14 protein-coding genes and 4 pseudogenes are annotated in these 15,345 nt (G+C 69.1%); 7 read left to right on the plus strand and 11 right to left on the minus strand.

Features of this window, described 5'->3' with window-relative positions:
* The 3 genes and pseudogenes from ACWD35_RS42535 to ACWD35_RS42545 all read right to left on the minus strand — a co-directional run.
* Positions 1 to 256, minus strand: a pseudogene (locus ACWD35_RS42535) (ISAzo13 family transposase); the annotation flags it as partial.
* A gap of 208 nt (positions 257 to 464) precedes the next feature.
* Positions 465 to 620: an Ig-like domain-containing protein gene (locus tag ACWD35_RS42540; RefSeq protein WP_451356714.1), complete on the minus strand. Its 156-nt coding sequence runs from the start codon at positions 618 to 620 to the stop codon at positions 465 to 467.
* Positions 586 to 1,404 carry an MBL fold metallo-hydrolase gene (locus tag ACWD35_RS42545; RefSeq protein WP_451356715.1) on the minus strand — a complete coding sequence of 273 codons (819 nt, stop codon included), beginning with the start codon at positions 1,402 to 1,404 and terminating at the stop codon, positions 586 to 588. Before ACWD35_RS42545 ends, ACWD35_RS42540 begins: the two co-directional genes overlap by 35 nt.
* Before the next feature lie 112 nt (positions 1,405 to 1,516).
* Here ACWD35_RS42545 and ACWD35_RS42550 point away from each other — a divergent pair, with 112 nt between their 5' ends.
* Positions 1,517 to 2,125, plus strand: coding sequence for a helix-turn-helix domain-containing protein (locus ACWD35_RS42550; RefSeq protein ID WP_451356716.1), 609 nt, complete (start codon positions 1,517 to 1,519; stop codon positions 2,123 to 2,125).
* A 256-nt stretch (positions 2,126 to 2,381) separates the two neighbouring features.
* Here the strand turns inward: ACWD35_RS42550 and ACWD35_RS42555 are convergent, their stop codons facing one another.
* The 4 genes from ACWD35_RS42555 to ACWD35_RS42570 all read right to left on the minus strand — a co-directional run bounded on the left by ACWD35_RS42555 (position 2,382) and on the right by ACWD35_RS42570 (position 5,237).
* Positions 2,382 to 2,663, minus strand: coding sequence for a hypothetical protein (locus tag ACWD35_RS42555; protein WP_451356726.1), 282 nt, complete (start codon positions 2,661 to 2,663; stop codon positions 2,382 to 2,384).
* A 433-nt stretch (positions 2,664 to 3,096) separates the two neighbouring features.
* Complete coding sequence (locus ACWD35_RS42560; protein ID WP_451356717.1) at positions 3,097 to 4,089, minus strand: ABC transporter permease subunit; 993 nt, start codon at positions 4,087 to 4,089, stop codon at positions 3,097 to 3,099.
* A complete protein-coding gene (locus ACWD35_RS42565; protein WP_451356718.1) occupies positions 4,086 to 4,988 on the minus strand; it encodes an ABC transporter ATP-binding protein in 903 nt (300 codons plus the stop codon). The genes ACWD35_RS42560 and ACWD35_RS42565 overlap by 4 nt, the downstream gene beginning before the upstream one ends.
* Before the next feature lie 69 nt (positions 4,989 to 5,057).
* Positions 5,058 to 5,237 carry a hypothetical protein gene (locus ACWD35_RS42570; protein WP_451356719.1) on the minus strand — a complete coding sequence of 60 codons (180 nt, stop codon included), beginning with the start codon at positions 5,235 to 5,237 and terminating at the stop codon, positions 5,058 to 5,060.
* Between the two features lie 110 nt (positions 5,238 to 5,347).
* On the opposite strand from ACWD35_RS42570, the gene ACWD35_RS42575 reads away from it, so the two are divergent.
* Positions 5,348 to 6,490: a sensor histidine kinase gene (locus ACWD35_RS42575; RefSeq protein WP_451356720.1), complete on the plus strand. Its 1,143-nt coding sequence runs from the start codon at positions 5,348 to 5,350 to the stop codon at positions 6,488 to 6,490.
* A gap of 11 nt (positions 6,491 to 6,501) precedes the next feature.
* Positions 6,502 to 7,155 carry a response regulator gene (locus ACWD35_RS42580; RefSeq protein WP_451356725.1) on the plus strand — a complete coding sequence of 218 codons (654 nt, stop codon included), beginning with the start codon at positions 6,502 to 6,504 and terminating at the stop codon, positions 7,153 to 7,155.
* A gap of 238 nt (positions 7,156 to 7,393) precedes the next feature.
* Here ACWD35_RS42580 and ACWD35_RS42585 read toward each other — a convergent pair.
* Positions 7,394 to 8,078: pseudogene (locus ACWD35_RS42585) on the minus strand (exonuclease domain-containing protein).
* Between the two features lie 894 nt (positions 8,079 to 8,972).
* The gene (locus ACWD35_RS42590; RefSeq protein WP_451356721.1) at positions 8,973 to 9,962 is read right to left on the minus strand and encodes a helix-turn-helix transcriptional regulator; all 990 of its coding nucleotides are present in this window, start codon (positions 9,960 to 9,962) and stop codon (positions 8,973 to 8,975) included.
* A gap of 93 nt (positions 9,963 to 10,055) precedes the next feature.
* Here ACWD35_RS42590 and ACWD35_RS42595 point away from each other — a divergent pair, with 93 nt between their 5' ends.
* Positions 10,056 to 10,454 carry a VOC family protein gene (locus ACWD35_RS42595; RefSeq protein ID WP_451356722.1) on the plus strand — a complete coding sequence of 133 codons (399 nt, stop codon included), beginning with the start codon at positions 10,056 to 10,058 and terminating at the stop codon, positions 10,452 to 10,454.
* A 58-nt stretch (positions 10,455 to 10,512) separates the two neighbouring features.
* Here the strand turns inward: ACWD35_RS42595 and ACWD35_RS42600 are convergent, their stop codons facing one another.
* Positions 10,513 to 11,430, minus strand: coding sequence for an IS3 family transposase (locus ACWD35_RS42600; protein WP_451356723.1), 918 nt, complete (start codon positions 11,428 to 11,430; stop codon positions 10,513 to 10,515).
* Complete coding sequence (locus ACWD35_RS42605; protein ID WP_220647995.1) at positions 11,427 to 11,735, minus strand: transposase; 309 nt, start codon at positions 11,733 to 11,735, stop codon at positions 11,427 to 11,429. Before ACWD35_RS42605 ends, ACWD35_RS42600 begins: the two co-directional genes overlap by 4 nt.
* Before the next feature lie 94 nt (positions 11,736 to 11,829).
* Here ACWD35_RS42605 and ACWD35_RS42610 point away from each other — a divergent pair.
* The 3 genes and pseudogenes from ACWD35_RS42610 to ACWD35_RS42620 all read left to right on the plus strand — a co-directional run.
* A pseudogene (locus tag ACWD35_RS42610) lies at positions 11,830 to 12,935 on the plus strand (IS481 family transposase).
* Positions 12,936 to 13,152: 217 nt separating this feature from the next.
* Positions 13,153 to 14,598 carry a hypothetical protein gene (locus ACWD35_RS42615; protein WP_451356724.1) on the plus strand — a complete coding sequence of 482 codons (1,446 nt, stop codon included), beginning with the start codon at positions 13,153 to 13,155 and terminating at the stop codon, positions 14,596 to 14,598.
* 76 nt (positions 14,599 to 14,674) lie between these two features.
* Positions 14,675 to 15,170, plus strand: a pseudogene (locus ACWD35_RS42620) (ATP-grasp peptide maturase system methyltransferase); the annotation flags it as partial.
* Positions 15,171 to 15,345 lie beyond the last annotated feature (175 nt).

Genomic DNA, 15,345 nt, shown 5'->3' on the forward strand with positions numbered 1-15,345 from the left:
TTCACCGTCCACCGCAGCGGCGACATCGGATCACCCCGCTCGTCCGGCTCGACCAATGCCAGCAGCGCGGGCCGCAGCCCCGGATCGAGATCCGCTACTCGCTTGCGGCCCCTCCCGGCCGCCGCACCCTTCCCAGCGGCTCCTCTCCGGCCTCCAGCTCGAACACGCCCTTGCGGACCGTCGTCTCACTCACCGCAGCCGCCCGCACGACGGCCCGGATACCGCCATGCCCCAGCACCCGGGCCTCGGAACCCATGAGCAGCCGCCGTGGACGCCGGCCTGACCTTGCCTTACCACAACGGCCGCACCGAAGGCGTCAACACCCGCACCAAGAGGATCATGAGACAGATACACGGGCGCGCCGGATTCAACCTCCTCCGCCACCGCATCCTCCTGCCCTGACAAACACCCAGCGTCACCACCGGCTACGGGCCAGACCCGAAGACCGTACAGACCCCTCAGTTTCACTGACCCACGACACCTGTCACTGTCGCGGTGGCGCTGCCGCCGCGGGAGTCGCCCGCGGCGTAGGTGAAGGAGTCCGTGCCGGAGTACGCGAGCGCGGCCCGGAGCCGACAGGCTCGATCAGCCGATCGGTGGTGCGAGGTATTCCAGCGCATAACCGTCGCCGGAGGGGGTTACGCGGGCGATGCCGGGTGAGTCGAGGTGGGCGCCGGCTACGAAGTGGTGTGGTTGGGTCAGTTGTTCGAGGAGCGCCGCTCGCGCGGCGCGGGCCTGGGACTGGTTGCCGTCGAGCTCCCAGGACACGTTCGGCTGATCGAATTGGAGCGTGGGAACGTGAACGGTGTCGCCCCAGGCAAGAAGGTGGCCAGTGCCGCTCCTGACCTCGTAGACGGTGTGACCGGGTGTGTGGCCCGGTGTCGGGATCGCGGTGGTCCAGTCGTTGATCGCGACCTTCTCCGACACGGGTACGACCCGGTCGCGGATCGGTTCGAGCCGCCCCGTGAACACCGAGGTGTCGCCCGCGCCGATCCACACGCGCTCGAGTTTGGTGAACGCCTCTGAACCGTCCGGCGCGATCAGGCCGCTCACGTGGTCTTCGTGCTTGTGAGTGATGGCCACATCGGTGACCTGCGCACGGTCGATTCCCGCTTCGTCGAGCGCGTCGTAGATCAATCCCATGGTGGGGTCGTGCCAGGCGTTGGACGCGCCGGTGTCGATGAGAACCGACCGCGTGCCGTCGGTGACGAAGAAGGCGTTGACCGACAGCCGCAAGTTGTCGCCGGCCAGCGGGACGGCGGCTGGCAGCTCATCGAGCGTGCACCCATCCTCGTCGCGGAGCCGTGTCGGCGGCATGTCGATGTACCCGTCTCGCAACGAGATCACCTGCAGATCGCCGAATTCGAACGTGGCATGGTGCCGGCCACTCGAGATTAAACGCATGGAACCCCTCCGTCGTGTCGGGCGCACATCGCGCGTCTCCGATAGAAGAGCATATCTTCTTTAGAAGAAACCACACTGTGGGCAGCGAGGTACCCATCGATCGAGGAGCACGGTGGTAGAGCAAGACGGAAACGCGGCCGAACCACAGCACGGTGACGACCTGGCCGGCGCGTTCGGCAGTAACGTGCGGCGACGCCGCGAGGAGGCGGGCCTGACACTGGAGCAGCTTTCCACACAGTCGTCGGTCAGCCGGGCGATGCTGTCCAAGGTCGAACGCGGCGAGAAGAGCCCGACGATCGGCGTCGCGTCCAGGATCGCTCACGCGCTCGATGTGTCGCTCTCGGACCTGATCGGTGCGCCGGCTGCTGCCGCGTCCGGTGTGGCCGTTGTCATGCGCAAGAACGATCGACCCGTTTTCCGTGACCCGGAAACCGGCTTCGAACGGCACATCGTGTCAGCGGCCCCGGGCGCGGGACGAGCCGAGATGGTCGTCCACTACCTCCCCGCGCAGGTCTCTACCGGGCTGCTGCCCGCGTATCCGCCGGGTACGGAGAAACAACTCGTGGTGCTCGAAGGCGCCCTCACCGTCGCGGTCGGCGGGATCAGCGAGACCCTTAACACAGGCGACTCCCTGTTCTTCCAAGCCGACGCGAGCCACGGCTTCGCCAACCGAACCAACGCTCCCTGCGAATACATCATGGTCATCTCACGCAGAACCTGATCGGCGGGTCTGTCAAACAAACGGCTCTGACTCACATCCGGTGGTGACGCAGAGCAGTAGGAATCGCGGAAAGTCATTTCAGCAGGTGAAGGCTCTTCCGGACGCACGTCAGCCGACCAACGGCACGAGGTGGGATGCGCCCTCATTGCCGCTTCCACCAACAACGGCAGGGTGCCGAGCTCAACTTGTACGCATCACAGTGCGTTACCACTGAATGTGAGCCAGAGCCGAACAAGCGGTGTAACTGGGTTGTTGGTTACTGACGGGCTGCTGAGAGTCGACCGTCGAAGGTGATGCCGAAGGCGTTCAGCGCGGTCTTCCAGCGCATGGTCCAGCGGGCCGGGGCGCCGGGGCTCGGGTCGTGCATCACCCGGCCGCCGGCGCCGAACTGCCTCAGCTCGGTCTGGAGGGCGACGCTGGTGTCGATCTCGTCCTGGGTCCAGCCGGTGATGCCGAGCAGCAGGCCGGCGAGCCCCGTTGTGGACCGCCGGAGCCAAGCAGCGCCTGCGACCTTCGCCAGTGACAGCCGGCCGAACAAAGGTCATGGCCGAGGCCGTGACGACTCGTGCGCCCGCTCGGCAGCCTTCCGCCCCCACTGTTCGTCCGTCAGATCCCCACGAGCCACGCAAAGATCGTTTCACGGCCTTGGTCAAGGTCTCGAACACGCCACGGTGGCGCACAGCATTTCAGCCAACCCCAGCACGTTGAGTGAGATGTCGATCACGCTGTACCACATTGCTGTGTATGGAGACCGCAGCTGCTTTCTGCACTATCGTCCCCCCCGCACATCCTCGACCGGCTCGCACAGAGCCAGGACCCCGCCGACAGCGAACCGGCGCGGCGCAGCCTGGAGCACGACGCCGCAATGCGCACCCGGCGCCGGGTCGCCGCGGCCCGCGGCTTCGTCGGCCGGCCGGGAACCGACCGGCCGCTGAGGCCATGCGGCCAAGGATTCCCCAGCCGTGCCGGCATCAGTTGAGCCTGCTGCCGATCCGCCAGAAGCTCAGGGCGGTCAGCAGCCCGGCGAGGACCGTGAAGATCGCGGTCTCCAGCCACTGGAAGGTCCAGTAGCGGCTGGCCGGTTGTTCGGAGACGTCCACGTGGAGGTTGCCCTTCGCCAGGCAACTCGGCATCTCCGTCAGCGACTTGTTGTTGGTGCAGTCCTGGAACCATGCCGTGTGCCCGACCTCCTTGCCCTTGGAGTTGAGCATGGCGGTGGTCTCCACCACCCAGGGCCCACCGGGCACCCGCAGCCCGCCGATGTCACCGTAGGTGCCGATCTTCGTCAGGCCCCTGATCACCTGTGCGGTGAGCGGCACCGAGGTGCGGACCGGCGATTCGTAGTGCGGCCGGATCACGGTGGGCACGACGATCTGGAGCACGGCGAAGACCACCAGGGTCGCCCCCATGGCGGGCACGGTGTGGCGGACGAACAGCCCGAGGGTGGTCCCCAGCACGAAGGCGAAGGCCGCATAACCCAGCGGCGCGATGTTGCGTGAGGCGAACAGCACCGGTTCGAAGCGGTTGTTCAGGACGGTGTTGACCGGGCCCGAGGCCCAGGTCAGCAGCAAGCTGTACAGCCCGGCCAAGGCCGTGCTCAGCAGACCGACCACGCCCAGCTTGACCGCCAGCCACCGACTGCGGGGCACGCTCTGGTTCCACACCAGCCGGTGGGTTCCGGCCTCCAGCTCACGGCTGATCAGCGGCGCGCCCCAGAAGATGCCGATGACACCGGGGACCACCAGCAGCAGGTAGCTGAGCAGGTCGACCCGGACGCTGTAGTGGTCGGCGAAGGTACCCAGTGTGCCGGAGCAGTTGCCGTGGCCGGTGCAGTGCGCAAGCGTGTCGTCGTAGCTGCTGTGGATCTGTCGGCCGAGGATCACCAGATAGATCCCGAGCAGCAGGAGGGCACCGAAGCCCACCAGCGCCTGAACGCGGAACTGGCGCCAAGTCAGCCAGATCATCGCTGTGCCTCCACGACCGTCGGGGCGTGCTGGGCGGCGGCCTGGTTCGCCCGGGTCATATAGGCCAGGACCAGCTCCTCCAGATCGAGGGTCTCCACGCTCCAGGGCCCGCCGGCCAACTGCCGCTGGTCCGCACGCACGATCGCCGCGCTCTCCCGCACAGCGTGTTCTACGTGGACCACCCCCACGTCGGCCGGCAGCTCACCGATGTCCTGGCGGTCTCCGACGAGCCGGTGGTGGTCGGCCAGCAGATCGGACACATCGCCGGCCAACTGGATCCGGGAGTCGGCCAGCACGATCAGGTAGTCGCAGACCCGCTCCACGTCGGGGAGCGCGTGCGAAGAGAGGATGGCGCTGGCCCCCAGGTCGGTGACGAACTCCATCAGGTTGTCCAGGAAGCCCGCGCGGGCCAGCGGATCGAGTGCGGCGGCGGGCTCGTCGAAGATCAGCAGCTCGGGCCGCTTGGCCGCCGCGATGGTCAGGGCGAGCTGGGCGCGCTGGCCTCCCGAGAGACGACCCGCCCTGTGCTTCGGGTCCAGTCCGATCTGGGCGATCCGCCGCTGCGCGAGCGGCCCGTCCCAACCGGGGTTCAGCTTCGCGCCCATGCGCAGGTGGTCCGCGACCGACAGATCGGCGTACACCGGTGTGTCCTGTGCGACGAAGCCGACCTTGGCCAGGTGGGCCGGACTTGCGGCGGGCTCGGCGCCCAGCACGCGGATCGTGCCCGAGGTGGACTGGATCAGCCCACAGGACATGTTGAGCAGCGTCGACTTTCCGGCGCCGTTGGGACCGACCAGGCCGATCACGCGCCCCTGGGGGATGCTCAGGTCGCAGTCGGTCAGTGCCTGGTGGCGGCCGTAGCGCTTACCCAGCTTCACGGCTTCCAGTACTGGTGTCATGTGTTCCTCGATCGAGGTGGCGAAGTGGTCAGGACGTGGATCCCGTGCCCTGGGCACGGACGACCCCGGTCAGCCGCGCCCACGGCTGGCGCGCCACTTCTTGACGCTCCAGTAGACGGCGTAGACAACCCCGGCGAGGACGATCAGGTTGAGGGCCCACCAGGCGTACAGCAGGGGGCTCCGTTCGGTCTTCTCGGCCAGTGTCGAGACGGCGAGGACGTGCGGGGCGGAGGAGATGAGATCAGCCATGTCCTCAGCATGCTGAGCAGGCGTCGGCCGTCACACCAGCCGAAAGAACGGTCCGGCTCGTACTTTCGGCCGGTACAGGGGGCCGCCGGCGATCGCGTAGCGTGAACCGGGTGAATACCGCACTTCGATCGGTCTGGGGACCGAAGGCCGTAGTCAACACGGCACTGGGGCTCGTGTTCACCGCTGTCCTCCTGTTCATGGCCGTTCAGTACATGAGCCAGGGCCGCCCCTGGGCCTTCGACACCGGGGTGGGCCTGGTGGTGTGCCTGGTCGCTCTCGGGCGTGCGCGGCACCTGGGCTGGGCAGCGGCCATCGGCCTGGCCATCGCGGGCGGCGCCGGTCTTGTCGCCAGGCTCCTGCACCTGCCCGGCGAGCCGGGCGCCGGGGCCGTACTGGCGCTGCTGGTCCTCGGCGGCTCCGCGATCCGGGCGCTGCCTCGCTGGCAGGCCGGCGGAATCGCGGCCGCCGGGTTCGCTTTGATGACTGTCGGTTGGCTGACCGCAGACGCACCCAGCACTCCGGTCCGGGTCGGTACGGAGGTCTGGATCCTCGCCCTCGGGACCGGTCTCGGCCTGCGTTTCCTGGACTACCGCCGCCGGATGGCCACCGAGGCTGTCCGGCGCGACGAGCGCCTGACCCTGGCCCGGGAACTGCATGACGTGGTCGCCCACCACATCACGGGCATCGTGGTGCAGGCCCAGGCCGCGCGGATCGTGGGTAAGCGGCAGCCCGAGATGCTGGACCAAGCCGTGGCAGGCATCGAGGAGGCCGGCAGCGAGGCGCTGGCCGCCATGCGCCGCGTGGTCGGCCTGCTACGCGACACCGACGACGCGGCCACCACTTCTCCCACCACGCCGAGCCCAGAACAACTGGCCGAAATCGTCCGGCGGTTCGAGGAACACGGGCCGGACGTGGAGCTCCGGCTGCCCGAGAACCAGACGCCCTGGCCGCCCGAGGTCACCTCCACCGTCTACCGGATCGTCCAGGAGTCCCTCACGAACATCGCCCGGCACGCGCCGCACGCCCGCTCGGCCACCGTCGACATCGCCCAGGACCCGGGCGGCGTCACCGTCAGGATCACCGACGACGCGCCCCCCGGTCATACCCGGCACCTGCCGAAGGGCGGGTTCGGCCTGATCGGCATGCGCGAGCGGGTCGAGGCGCTCGGCGGCACCCTGGCTGCGGGGCCCAGGCCCGGAGTCGGCTGGTCGGTGCTCGCCAAGGTGCCGATTCTCCTGAAGGAGAGCCAGTGACGATCAAGGTCATGCTGGCCGACGACCAGGCGATGATCCGCGGCGGCCTGAAGCTCATCCTGGAGGACCAGGAGAACATCACCGTAGTCGGCGAGGCCGCCGACGGCGCCGAGGCGGTCGACCTCGCCCGGCGGCTGCGCCCCGATGTCTGCCTGATCGACATCCGTATGCCCAAGCTGGACGGCATCGAGGTCACCCGCGCCCTGGCCGGGCCGGGCGTGCCGGACCCTCTGCGAGTTGTCATCGTCACCACCTTCGACCTCGACGAGTACGTCTACGGCGCGCTGCACGCCGGGGCGGTCGGCTTCGTCCTCAAGGATGCCGGGCCGACCCTGCTGGTCGAGGCGGTCCGCGCGGCGAGCGCCGGCGACGCCCTCATCTCACCGTCGATCACACTGCGGCTGCTGCGCAACCTCGCGCCGACCCGAAGGGCGACCGTGCCGAGGCCGACGCAGCCGCTCTCGGAGCGCGAGACGGAAGTGATCCGAGCCATCGCGCGAGGCCGCACCAACCAGGAGATCGCCGCCGAGTTGTTCATCTCGCTGAGCACAGTCAAGAGCCACCTGGCGAGCATCCAGCGCAAGCTTCAGGTCCGCAATCGGGTCGAGATCGCGGCCTGGGCCTGGGAGAGCCGGTTCATGGACAACCCCCAGCGACAGTCCTGAGCTTGATGTCTACCTGAATTTCGGCGTCTTAGGGTCGGTCTCGAAGAGGTCAACGGCCCGCATTGGTACCTCTTCGGTGGACGCGCAGGTAAGAACCTGTCACCAGCCGCACACGATGGATGTTACGTCCGCCGCCGCGCGGCTGAATCGCGCTGCGCAACGTGCCGGGCGAGGGCGTCGACGCCGCAGCGCAGTTCCTCGGCGACGACCTCACCAGTCCCAGGACCGGATCCGGCCGTCAGCCAACGTACGGGATGACAGGCCAGGCCGAAGGGACAGTCGCCTTCGGGTCAGAGGTACGTCGAAGGTATTTCTGCAGCGACGCGGCCTGCTCGGCTGCCGCACGAACCTGCAGGTTGTGCAGGTCCGTCGGCGCCAGGGCCCCTATGACCGAGTGCTTCACCCCCATGGATAGCGCAGCACGTGCCGCGGCCACCGCCTCCGCGACGGCGTTGTGCGCGTCATCGAGCGGCACGCCGTAGTGCGCGCAGAGGGCCTGGAGATTCCGCGCCCCCTTCCGGTACCGATCCACGTGCTTGTCCAGGACCAAGGGGTCGATGACGGGCGATGCCTTTCCGTGCAACCGGTCGTCCAAGGGCGCTATCCCATACCGCCGGCACTCGCGGTCGAGGAGAGAGGTCGTACCGCGCGTTCATCACCACCAGCGGGGTCCCCGAGTTCAGCACCTCGGTGACGGCCGAGCTGATCTCTTCGATCGCCGGAGCCGCCTTCATCCCGTGCTCGCGGGCGTGTTCGGTGGAGATGCCGTGGATGGCCGAAGCCTGCTGCGGGATGGTCACTCCTGGGTCGAGCAGCCATGGGCGTGGCGCCGGAAGTTGCACCCTGAGACACCTGAGACGCACCCGGAGTGCGGGGATAAAAGCGGGCGTTGTAGGCGATGCAGCGCCGCCCCGCCAGAACACCGGTCAGCTCCGGCAGGAGGTCGGCGAAACGGGGAGCGTGGGCAATGTGGGAGCGGGTGATGCCGTGCAGGTCGCTGGCCGCCGCCGTGATCGGCGCCCGCGGGTCGAGGAGTTCGTTCACCAGGGTTCGGCTCCGGCCGTCCATTGCCGCGATCTGCACCGCCCAGGCCTGCGCGCCCAGGCCGGCGGTCTGGACATCGATCAGCAGCAGCGCCGGATCAGCCAGCACAGTGCGTGCCCAGTGAGCCACCTGCTGCCGCTGCCGGGGCCAGGAAGGCGGCCTGCGCAGCACCCTCACCGCATCGTCCAGGCTCCTGCACTGTTCAGCCGTGGACTGTACGTGCCACAGGCCGTCGCCGTCCGGACGGGCATGCACCGTGCCGAGATACCGCTCGTGCTCGTAGACAACCCAGGTAGGACGCTCCGTGTCGCTGGGCCGCACAAACCGCACAGGCGCACCGTCAACCCGACGGCTGAAGGTGTCTCCCCACCCGTCGGCAGACGCGGCACATCCCTGGCCGCACAGCCGCCTGTGGGGCTGGCAAAGTACAGCCTCCAGACATCGGCGTCCTGCGTACTCCATCCACTGATCATGAAATGCTTCGCGCCACTCGCTGCCCCACGCCGCACGACTCGCCGGAAGACTCATCCCGCAAGCACACGCCGGCCTGCGCTGCGACAAAACGTGCGACCGCTCCCTGGGCGGGCCAGGCAACAGGTCTCGGGGCGCCGGCGCTTCCCGCACTGCAGGACGCGACCGTGCGGCGGGAGGCCAAGACCGAGTTCACCCTGGCCTCCTTCCTCGACGACCGGCTCGGTGGCCGCACCGGCAGCCTCACGGTTCTGCCCGTCGAAGCCCTAGCTGTGCCATCTCATGACATTGGTTACTCGCGGTCAGGCTTGGCGGGCGTAGGACGTGAGGCGATCGGCGAGCGCGATGACGAGGTCGCGCAGTTCAGCGGGGCGCTCGATGACGAACGGCCGGTCGAGTGAGGCGAGTACCGGAGGCAACCAATCGAGCCGCTCCGCCCGCAGCTCGACGCGCAGCCAGCGCTCGGTCGCCCGGTCCTCGCCTGCCACGGGCGCGTACTCCTCCAGGTTCGCGACGCTGGCGGGAAGGCGGGCGCGGATCTGCTCAACCGTCCCGTGGATCCGCAAGGTCACCTCGTGCCGGTACTCGGCCATGGCGAAGGCTGGCAATAGGCGATGTGCCGGATCGGGACCCACAGGCGCTTCGAATGAGCCGGGCAGGATCCGCGCGTCTGCGATGCGATCGAGCCGGAAGGTTCGGTCCGCGCCGATCTGGGCGTCCTTGCCCGTGACGTACCACCGGCCCGCATGGGCGACGATCCCGTACGCGTGCAGCGTGCGTTCGCTGCGCCGTCCGTCGCGGTCGGTGTAGCGGATCGAGACCGGTCGGCGGTGGCGCACCGCATCGGCGATGGTGAGCAGGACCTCTGCGTCCGGGGTGTCGAAATCATCGGGCTGATCCGTGAAGGCGAGAGCTTCCAGGAGTGAGTCGAGCCGACGGGCGATGCGCTTGGGCAGCACCCGCCGGATCTTCGCCGATGCCGTCTCGCTCGCCATGCGCTCCGTCGTCGTCAACCCTGCTCGGCGGCCGGCGACCAGGCCGAGCAGCACGGCCAGCGCCTCGTCGTCGCTGAGCATGAGCGGAGGCAAGCGGTACCCGGGGGCGAGCCGGTACCCGCCGTAGCGGCCGCGCACCGATTCCACGGGCACGTCCAGGTCGATCAGCTGGTCCACATACCGCCGCACGGTGCGCCCTTCGACGCCGAGCCGGTCGGCGAGTTCGGCCACCGTCCGGGTGCCACCCGACTGCAGCAGCTCCAGGAGTGTCAGCACGCGGCCGGTGGGTCGAGGCACGCTCGCAGCCTAGCGCGAATACAGGACCGATTCTGTCCACTATTTCTCCTAGCCTGCGACGTGCACGCCTCCAGCACAGCCAAGGAGATCCCCATGGACTTCGTCTCGATCCGCATCATCACCAGCGACGTAGCGCGCCTCGTCGAGTTCTACGAGCGAGCCACAGGGGCGCGGGCGACGTGGGCCACCGAGGACTTCGCCGAACTCAAGACCGGGGGCGCCACCCTCGCGATCGCCGGCACCCGCACCGTTCCGCTGTTTGCCCCGGGCTCTGCTCGCCCGGCGGACAACCACAGCGTGATCACCGAGTTCCTCGTCGACGACGTGGACCGCGTTCACCAGAACCTGACCGGCTTCGTCACCGACTTCGTCAACGAGCCCACCACGATGCCGTGGGGCAACCGGTCGCTGCTGTTCCGCGACCCCGACGGCCACCTCGTCAACTTCTTCACCCCCGCCACCCCAACGGCCATCGAAAAGTTCGCACGCTGACGCCACGCACAGCCGCTCACGCGGGAGTGAGGTTCCCCCGCTGCGCGGGAGTCGCTGATCAGCTGGTCAAGACGGGCTGACGGGTGTTCAGGTTCGTTGGTTCGGCGGTCGCCTGCTCGGCGTAGTGCTTCTCTTCGAACTCGATCGGGCTGAGCCAGCCGAGCCGTTCCTGGATGCGTCGGCTGTTATAGAAGCCGTCGATGTACTCGAAGAGCGCGAGGTTCGCCTCGGCCCGCGTGGCGAAGGTGCGTCCGCGCAGGCCCTCGGTCTTGATCAGCATCCACAGGTTCTCCGCGAGGGCGTTATCGTACGAGTCTCCGACCGATCCCATGGACGCCTCAATTCCCGCTCTTATCAAGCGAGTTGTGAGCTTGATGGATGTGTATTGACAGCCGTGGTCGGCGTGATGAATGAGCTTTCCGGGTTCGACCTCTCGGCTGGCGAGCGCGTACTCCAGAGTGGTCAGCACCAGGTCGGCGTCCGCGCGGGCGGAGGTCTCCCAGGCCACGACGCGGCGGGAGAACGCGTCGCGAATCGCGGAGAGCCACAGCGGCCCCTCGCCGGTGGCGGCCATCGTCAGATCGGTGACCCACAACCGGTTCGGCGCCTCGGCCGTGAAGTCCCGTTGCACCAGGTCCGGGGCGAGGGTGGCCATCGGGTCACGGCGCGTGAAGCCCTTGCGGCGCGGACTGACACCCGCCAAGCCGTCCTCGCGCATCAGCCGTTCGACCCGCTTGCGCCCGACGTGGACGTCCTCGCGCTTGAGCACAGCGTGCACCCGCGGCGAGCCGTAGATCCCGCCGGAATCGGCATGGATCTCGCGGATCCTCTCGGCCAGCTCGGCGTCCCGACGGATGCGTTCACACGGCTCCTTCTCGGCCCGGCGCCAGCGGTAGTAGGTGGAGGAAGGGATGTGCAGTTCCCGGAGTACGGGCTCGACCCCCAGGCGGGGATGCTCGTCGATGAGCGCCGTCACCTGGGCCGGGTCGGGTCGAGCTGGGCCGCGAAAAAAGCCGAGGCCGTCCGCAGCACGTCATTGGCCCGCTTGAGCTGGGCGTTCTCCTTGCGCAGCGCCGCCAGCTCGGCCCGCTCGTCCGTGGTGAGCCGGTCGTCGCGCTCGCCGGCATCCGCCTCGGCCTGGCGGATCCAGCCGCGCAGGGCCTCGGGATGCACCCCGAGATCGACCGCGAGCTTCTTGATCTGCGGCTTCGGATCCGTGGTGCGATACATCCGCACCGCACGCTCACGCAACTCCAGCGAGTACTTTCTGGGGGCAGCCATGGTCGATGTTCCTCTCATGAGTCCCATCTGACCCCCTGTCAACTTCATCCGCATCTCGGGGGAACCTCAGAGCCCTGAGACCCCAGGGCTCCCGGTGAACGCGGCCGCCGAGTCCAGGAACGCCACCAGCAGGGGACATCGGACCGCACCGCTGCCCCTCGAAGGACGTCCGCGCTTGTGTCTGCGGATCGACGCCGGACGTCCGATCGCGCACGTGGCTGCGGAAGCCGGGATCTCCCGCCGCTGCCTGGCCAAGTGGTACGCCCGCTGGCGCGCGCACGGCGAGAACGGACTACTCGACCACTCCTCCCGCCCCACCACCAGCCCCGCCCGCACCCCTGAGGACATCGCTGACCTGGTGGAGGCGCTGCGGCGGCAGACCAAACACGGGCCGGCCCGGCTCGCCGCCGACCTGCAGCGGCTGCACAGCGTCACACTCGCGCCCGCGACCGTCCACCGCATCCTGGTGAGGCGAGGACTCAACCGGCTCCGGGACCTCGACCCACCGACCGGCGAGCAGCTGCGCGAGGTCATCCGCTACGAGCACGACCGGGTCGGCGACCTGGTCCACGTCGACGTCAAGAAGCTCGGACGCATCCCGACCGGCGGCGGCTGGCGGATGCACGGCGTCGGCACCGAGTCCGCCCGCGCCTCCAAACGCACCGGTCCCGCCACCGGCAAGGTCGGATACACGTACCTGCATTCGGCGCTCGACGACCACTCCCGGCTCGCCTACACCGAGGCCCTGGACGATGAGAAGGCCGTCACCGCGGTCGCCTTCTGGCACCGGGCCGTTGCCTTCTTCGCCGCCCACGGCATCACACCGATCCGCCGCTGTCTCACCGACAACGGCGCGTGCTATCGGTCTACGACCTGGGCTGACGCGCTCGCCGCGACCAGTACGAAGCACAAGCGGACCAGGCCGTACACGCCGCGCACGAACGGGAAGGTGGAGAGGTATAACGGGGGACGCTCTCCCGCGAGTGGGCGTACGTCCGCGACTACACAACCGAGCGTGAACGCCGCGTCGCACTCGCGGAGTTCGTGAACTACTACAACCACGAGCGGCCGCACGCCGCGCTCGGCGGCCGACCGCCCATCAGCCGGACCGCCGGGAGCGACTACCGGATCGTCTTCGACCAGCCGCCCGAACCACTCGCGGACATCCCGCAGCAGCTCACCTTCGAGGACTTCGCGTAACCAAGGTCCCGAGACACCACAGCCAGGGATCCGGCCACCCCGCGACCAGAACTCGCCGTGGCTCAGCTCACGTTGAGATGTGGCCGGATCATGAGGGAACTGTGCGGACGCCATGGCATGCTCATGGCCCGACACCGAGTTACCGGCCGGTTCTACCTGCGAGTAGAACCGGTCGCCGGTGTCTCTTCACCACCCCCCACTCCACACAGGACCGACCTTGCGCAGACGTATGAGGCACGGGCGCGCTTTCCTGCCCGCCTTCGCCGTGACCACCCTCTTCCTCGCCGCCGCCTGCTCCTCGCCCGCGCCGCACGCCGAACAGTCGGCACCCGGCCACGGCCAGGAGATCCGGGCCACCGCCCACCCCTCCGCCGGCCCGGACCACTCCCTTGCCGTCGCCGCCGCCGCCGCGGCCACCGCGACCGCCACGGCGGGCCCCGTCGGTTCGGGCCGGCAGGCACACAAGACCGCGCTCACCGTCAGCTCGTACGACAGCCGCACCCGGCACGCGGTGCTCGCCAAGTCACGGGCGGGCAGCGGTACTTCACCCACCAGGCCGAGTACGCCGACCCCGTCGAGCACACCGAGCACCGCGTCCTCCCCCGCCCCGCACAGCGCCGCCGTCGGTGACGTCATCGCCAGCGCCCCGGCGCCGGGTGCGCCGCACGGGCTGCTCGCGAAGGTCACCAAGGTCATCGGCGACACGGACCACGGCACCGAGGTGCAGACCGAACCGGCCACGCTCAACGCACTGTTGGGCGACGACACGGCGAAGGGCACCGTGCCGGTCGACCCGTCCGCCTTCACCGTCGACAAGCTGCTGCCCGATGTAAAGGTGTCCTGGTCGAAGACCGGTGACGTGCACGTCGGCCCCAAGGGCGCGGCGGTGCCGCTCGGCAGTCTCCGACTCGACGTCAGTGCCGCAGTGCCGACGGCCAAGGACGCCCCCGTCTCAGCCGCCGCCTCGGTGTCCGGCTTCGTCCAGGTCGCGCCGCAGGTCGACTTCACCTACGGCGGCGCGGGGACCGACGCGCCGCCCGGCTCGGCCTACCTCGGCGTGTCCGGCGACTGGACCTCCGGGTGGGCGGTCAAGGGCCGGGCCGCCGCGGCCACCGGCACCCCGCTCCGTATCCCGTTCGCGAAGCTGCACGCCGACCCCGTCCTGCAGGTCGGCCCCGTCCCCGTCGTCGTCAACCTCGACCTGACCTGCTACGTCCAGCTCAGCGGCGACGGCCGGGTCACCGTCGACGTGGAGCAGAGCCTCAAGGGCGACTTCAAGGCGGGCGGCACCTTCGGCCCGGCCAAGGGCTGGGCGCCGGTCAGCTCCTCCACCATGACGAGCACGCCGGTACGGGCCTCCGTCACCGCCGCCGGCGACGTGAAGACGGCACTCGGCGCCGAGGCCTCGGTCGGCCTCTACGGCACCGTCGGCGTCACCGCCGACCTGGCCCCGTATCTGCGCGGCGAGGCTTCCGGGACGGTCACCACCTCCTCGGACGGCGGCGGTCCGAAGGCCGAGGGCACCTGGGGTGTGTACGGCGGGGTCGACTTGTCGGGCACCCTGCGGGTCCAGTTGTCGATCTTCGGTACGCCGGTCTTCCAGCGGAGCGTGCCGCTGGGCTCCCTGCACCGCGAGTGGAAGCTGGCGGGCGGCGACTTCTAGGCAGGCGGTCCGGAAGCCGGGCGCGGGACCTACCGCGGCCGGATGCAGGCTACGGCTCGGCAGGCCAGGCCGTCCCTACGCCCGCGTCCTGCTCACCGTGACCGAGGACGGCACCGCCGAGGGCCCCCGCTACTGGGCGGCACCGTGTCCTTCATGTCCGCGCGCACCCACGCGGCGCCGGCGTTCGGCAACCCCGCCCACTGGGCCGCAGGGCTCCCGGAAAAGGGGCCGTACGGCCCGGCACTCCCCGCAGCGGATCACCACCGCGACCGAGGAGGCATTCCACGTGCGGTTCCTCGCCCAAAGCGCCGTCCCGGACGCCCAGATGACGGCCGTGGGCGACGTGGCACCTGATCGACGTGGTCACCGGTTCCGCCGCGACCTTCGCCCCGGCCGGTGGTGTCTGGGAGGTGCGCGAGGGCGGGCCGGTGCAGCCGTGGGAACGCGTCGGGGACGTCCTGGACGCCTACGATGCGGCTGGCGCACCGGGCCCGGAGACGTTCACGCTGCCCGTGTACTGCGGCGGGCAGCACCTGCGGCACCCGCAGATGCCCGGTCTGGCCGCGTGCTGAACGCGACCGCCGGGCCGACGGCGACACATCCTCCCTCTGAAGTCGCCCAATCGCAGCACTGCCCTGCGGTCACAGGGCGCGCCGGTACCGTCCGGCTCTTACTGTCAGCAGTGGCATGCCCTGCTCCCTCCTGACGGGCGCGGGCTGGTGGCCCCGTGTCTTCTTCGCACGTTGC

This window comes from Streptomyces sp. NPDC002671, from assembly GCF_053592475.1.

Excerpts from the sequence above, each read along its gene's own strand:
- ACWD35_RS42545 (WP_451356715.1), bottom strand. The coding sequence starts at position 1,404 with ATGCGTTTAATCTCGAGTGGCCGGCACCATGCCACGTTCGAATTCGGC.
- ACWD35_RS42605 (WP_220647995.1), bottom strand. The coding sequence starts at position 11,735 with ATGGCTGCCCCCAGAAAGTACTCGCTGGAGTTGCGTGAGCGTGCGGTG.
- ACWD35_RS42540 (WP_451356714.1), bottom strand. The coding sequence starts at position 620 with ATGCGCTGGAATACCTCGCACCACCGATCGGCTGATCGAGCCTGTCGG.
- ACWD35_RS42560 (WP_451356717.1), bottom strand. The coding sequence starts at position 4,089 with ATGATCTGGCTGACTTGGCGCCAGTTCCGCGTTCAGGCGCTGGTGGGC.
- ACWD35_RS42570 (WP_451356719.1), bottom strand. The coding sequence starts at position 5,237 with ATGGCTGATCTCATCTCCTCCGCCCCGCACGTCCTCGCCGTCTCGACA.
- ACWD35_RS42565 (WP_451356718.1), bottom strand. The coding sequence starts at position 4,988 with ATGACACCAGTACTGGAAGCCGTGAAGCTGGGTAAGCGCTACGGCCGC.
- ACWD35_RS42595 (WP_451356722.1), top strand. The coding sequence starts at position 10,056 with ATGGACTTCGTCTCGATCCGCATCATCACCAGCGACGTAGCGCGCCTC.
- ACWD35_RS42580 (WP_451356725.1), top strand. The coding sequence starts at position 6,502 with ATGCTGGCCGACGACCAGGCGATGATCCGCGGCGGCCTGAAGCTCATC.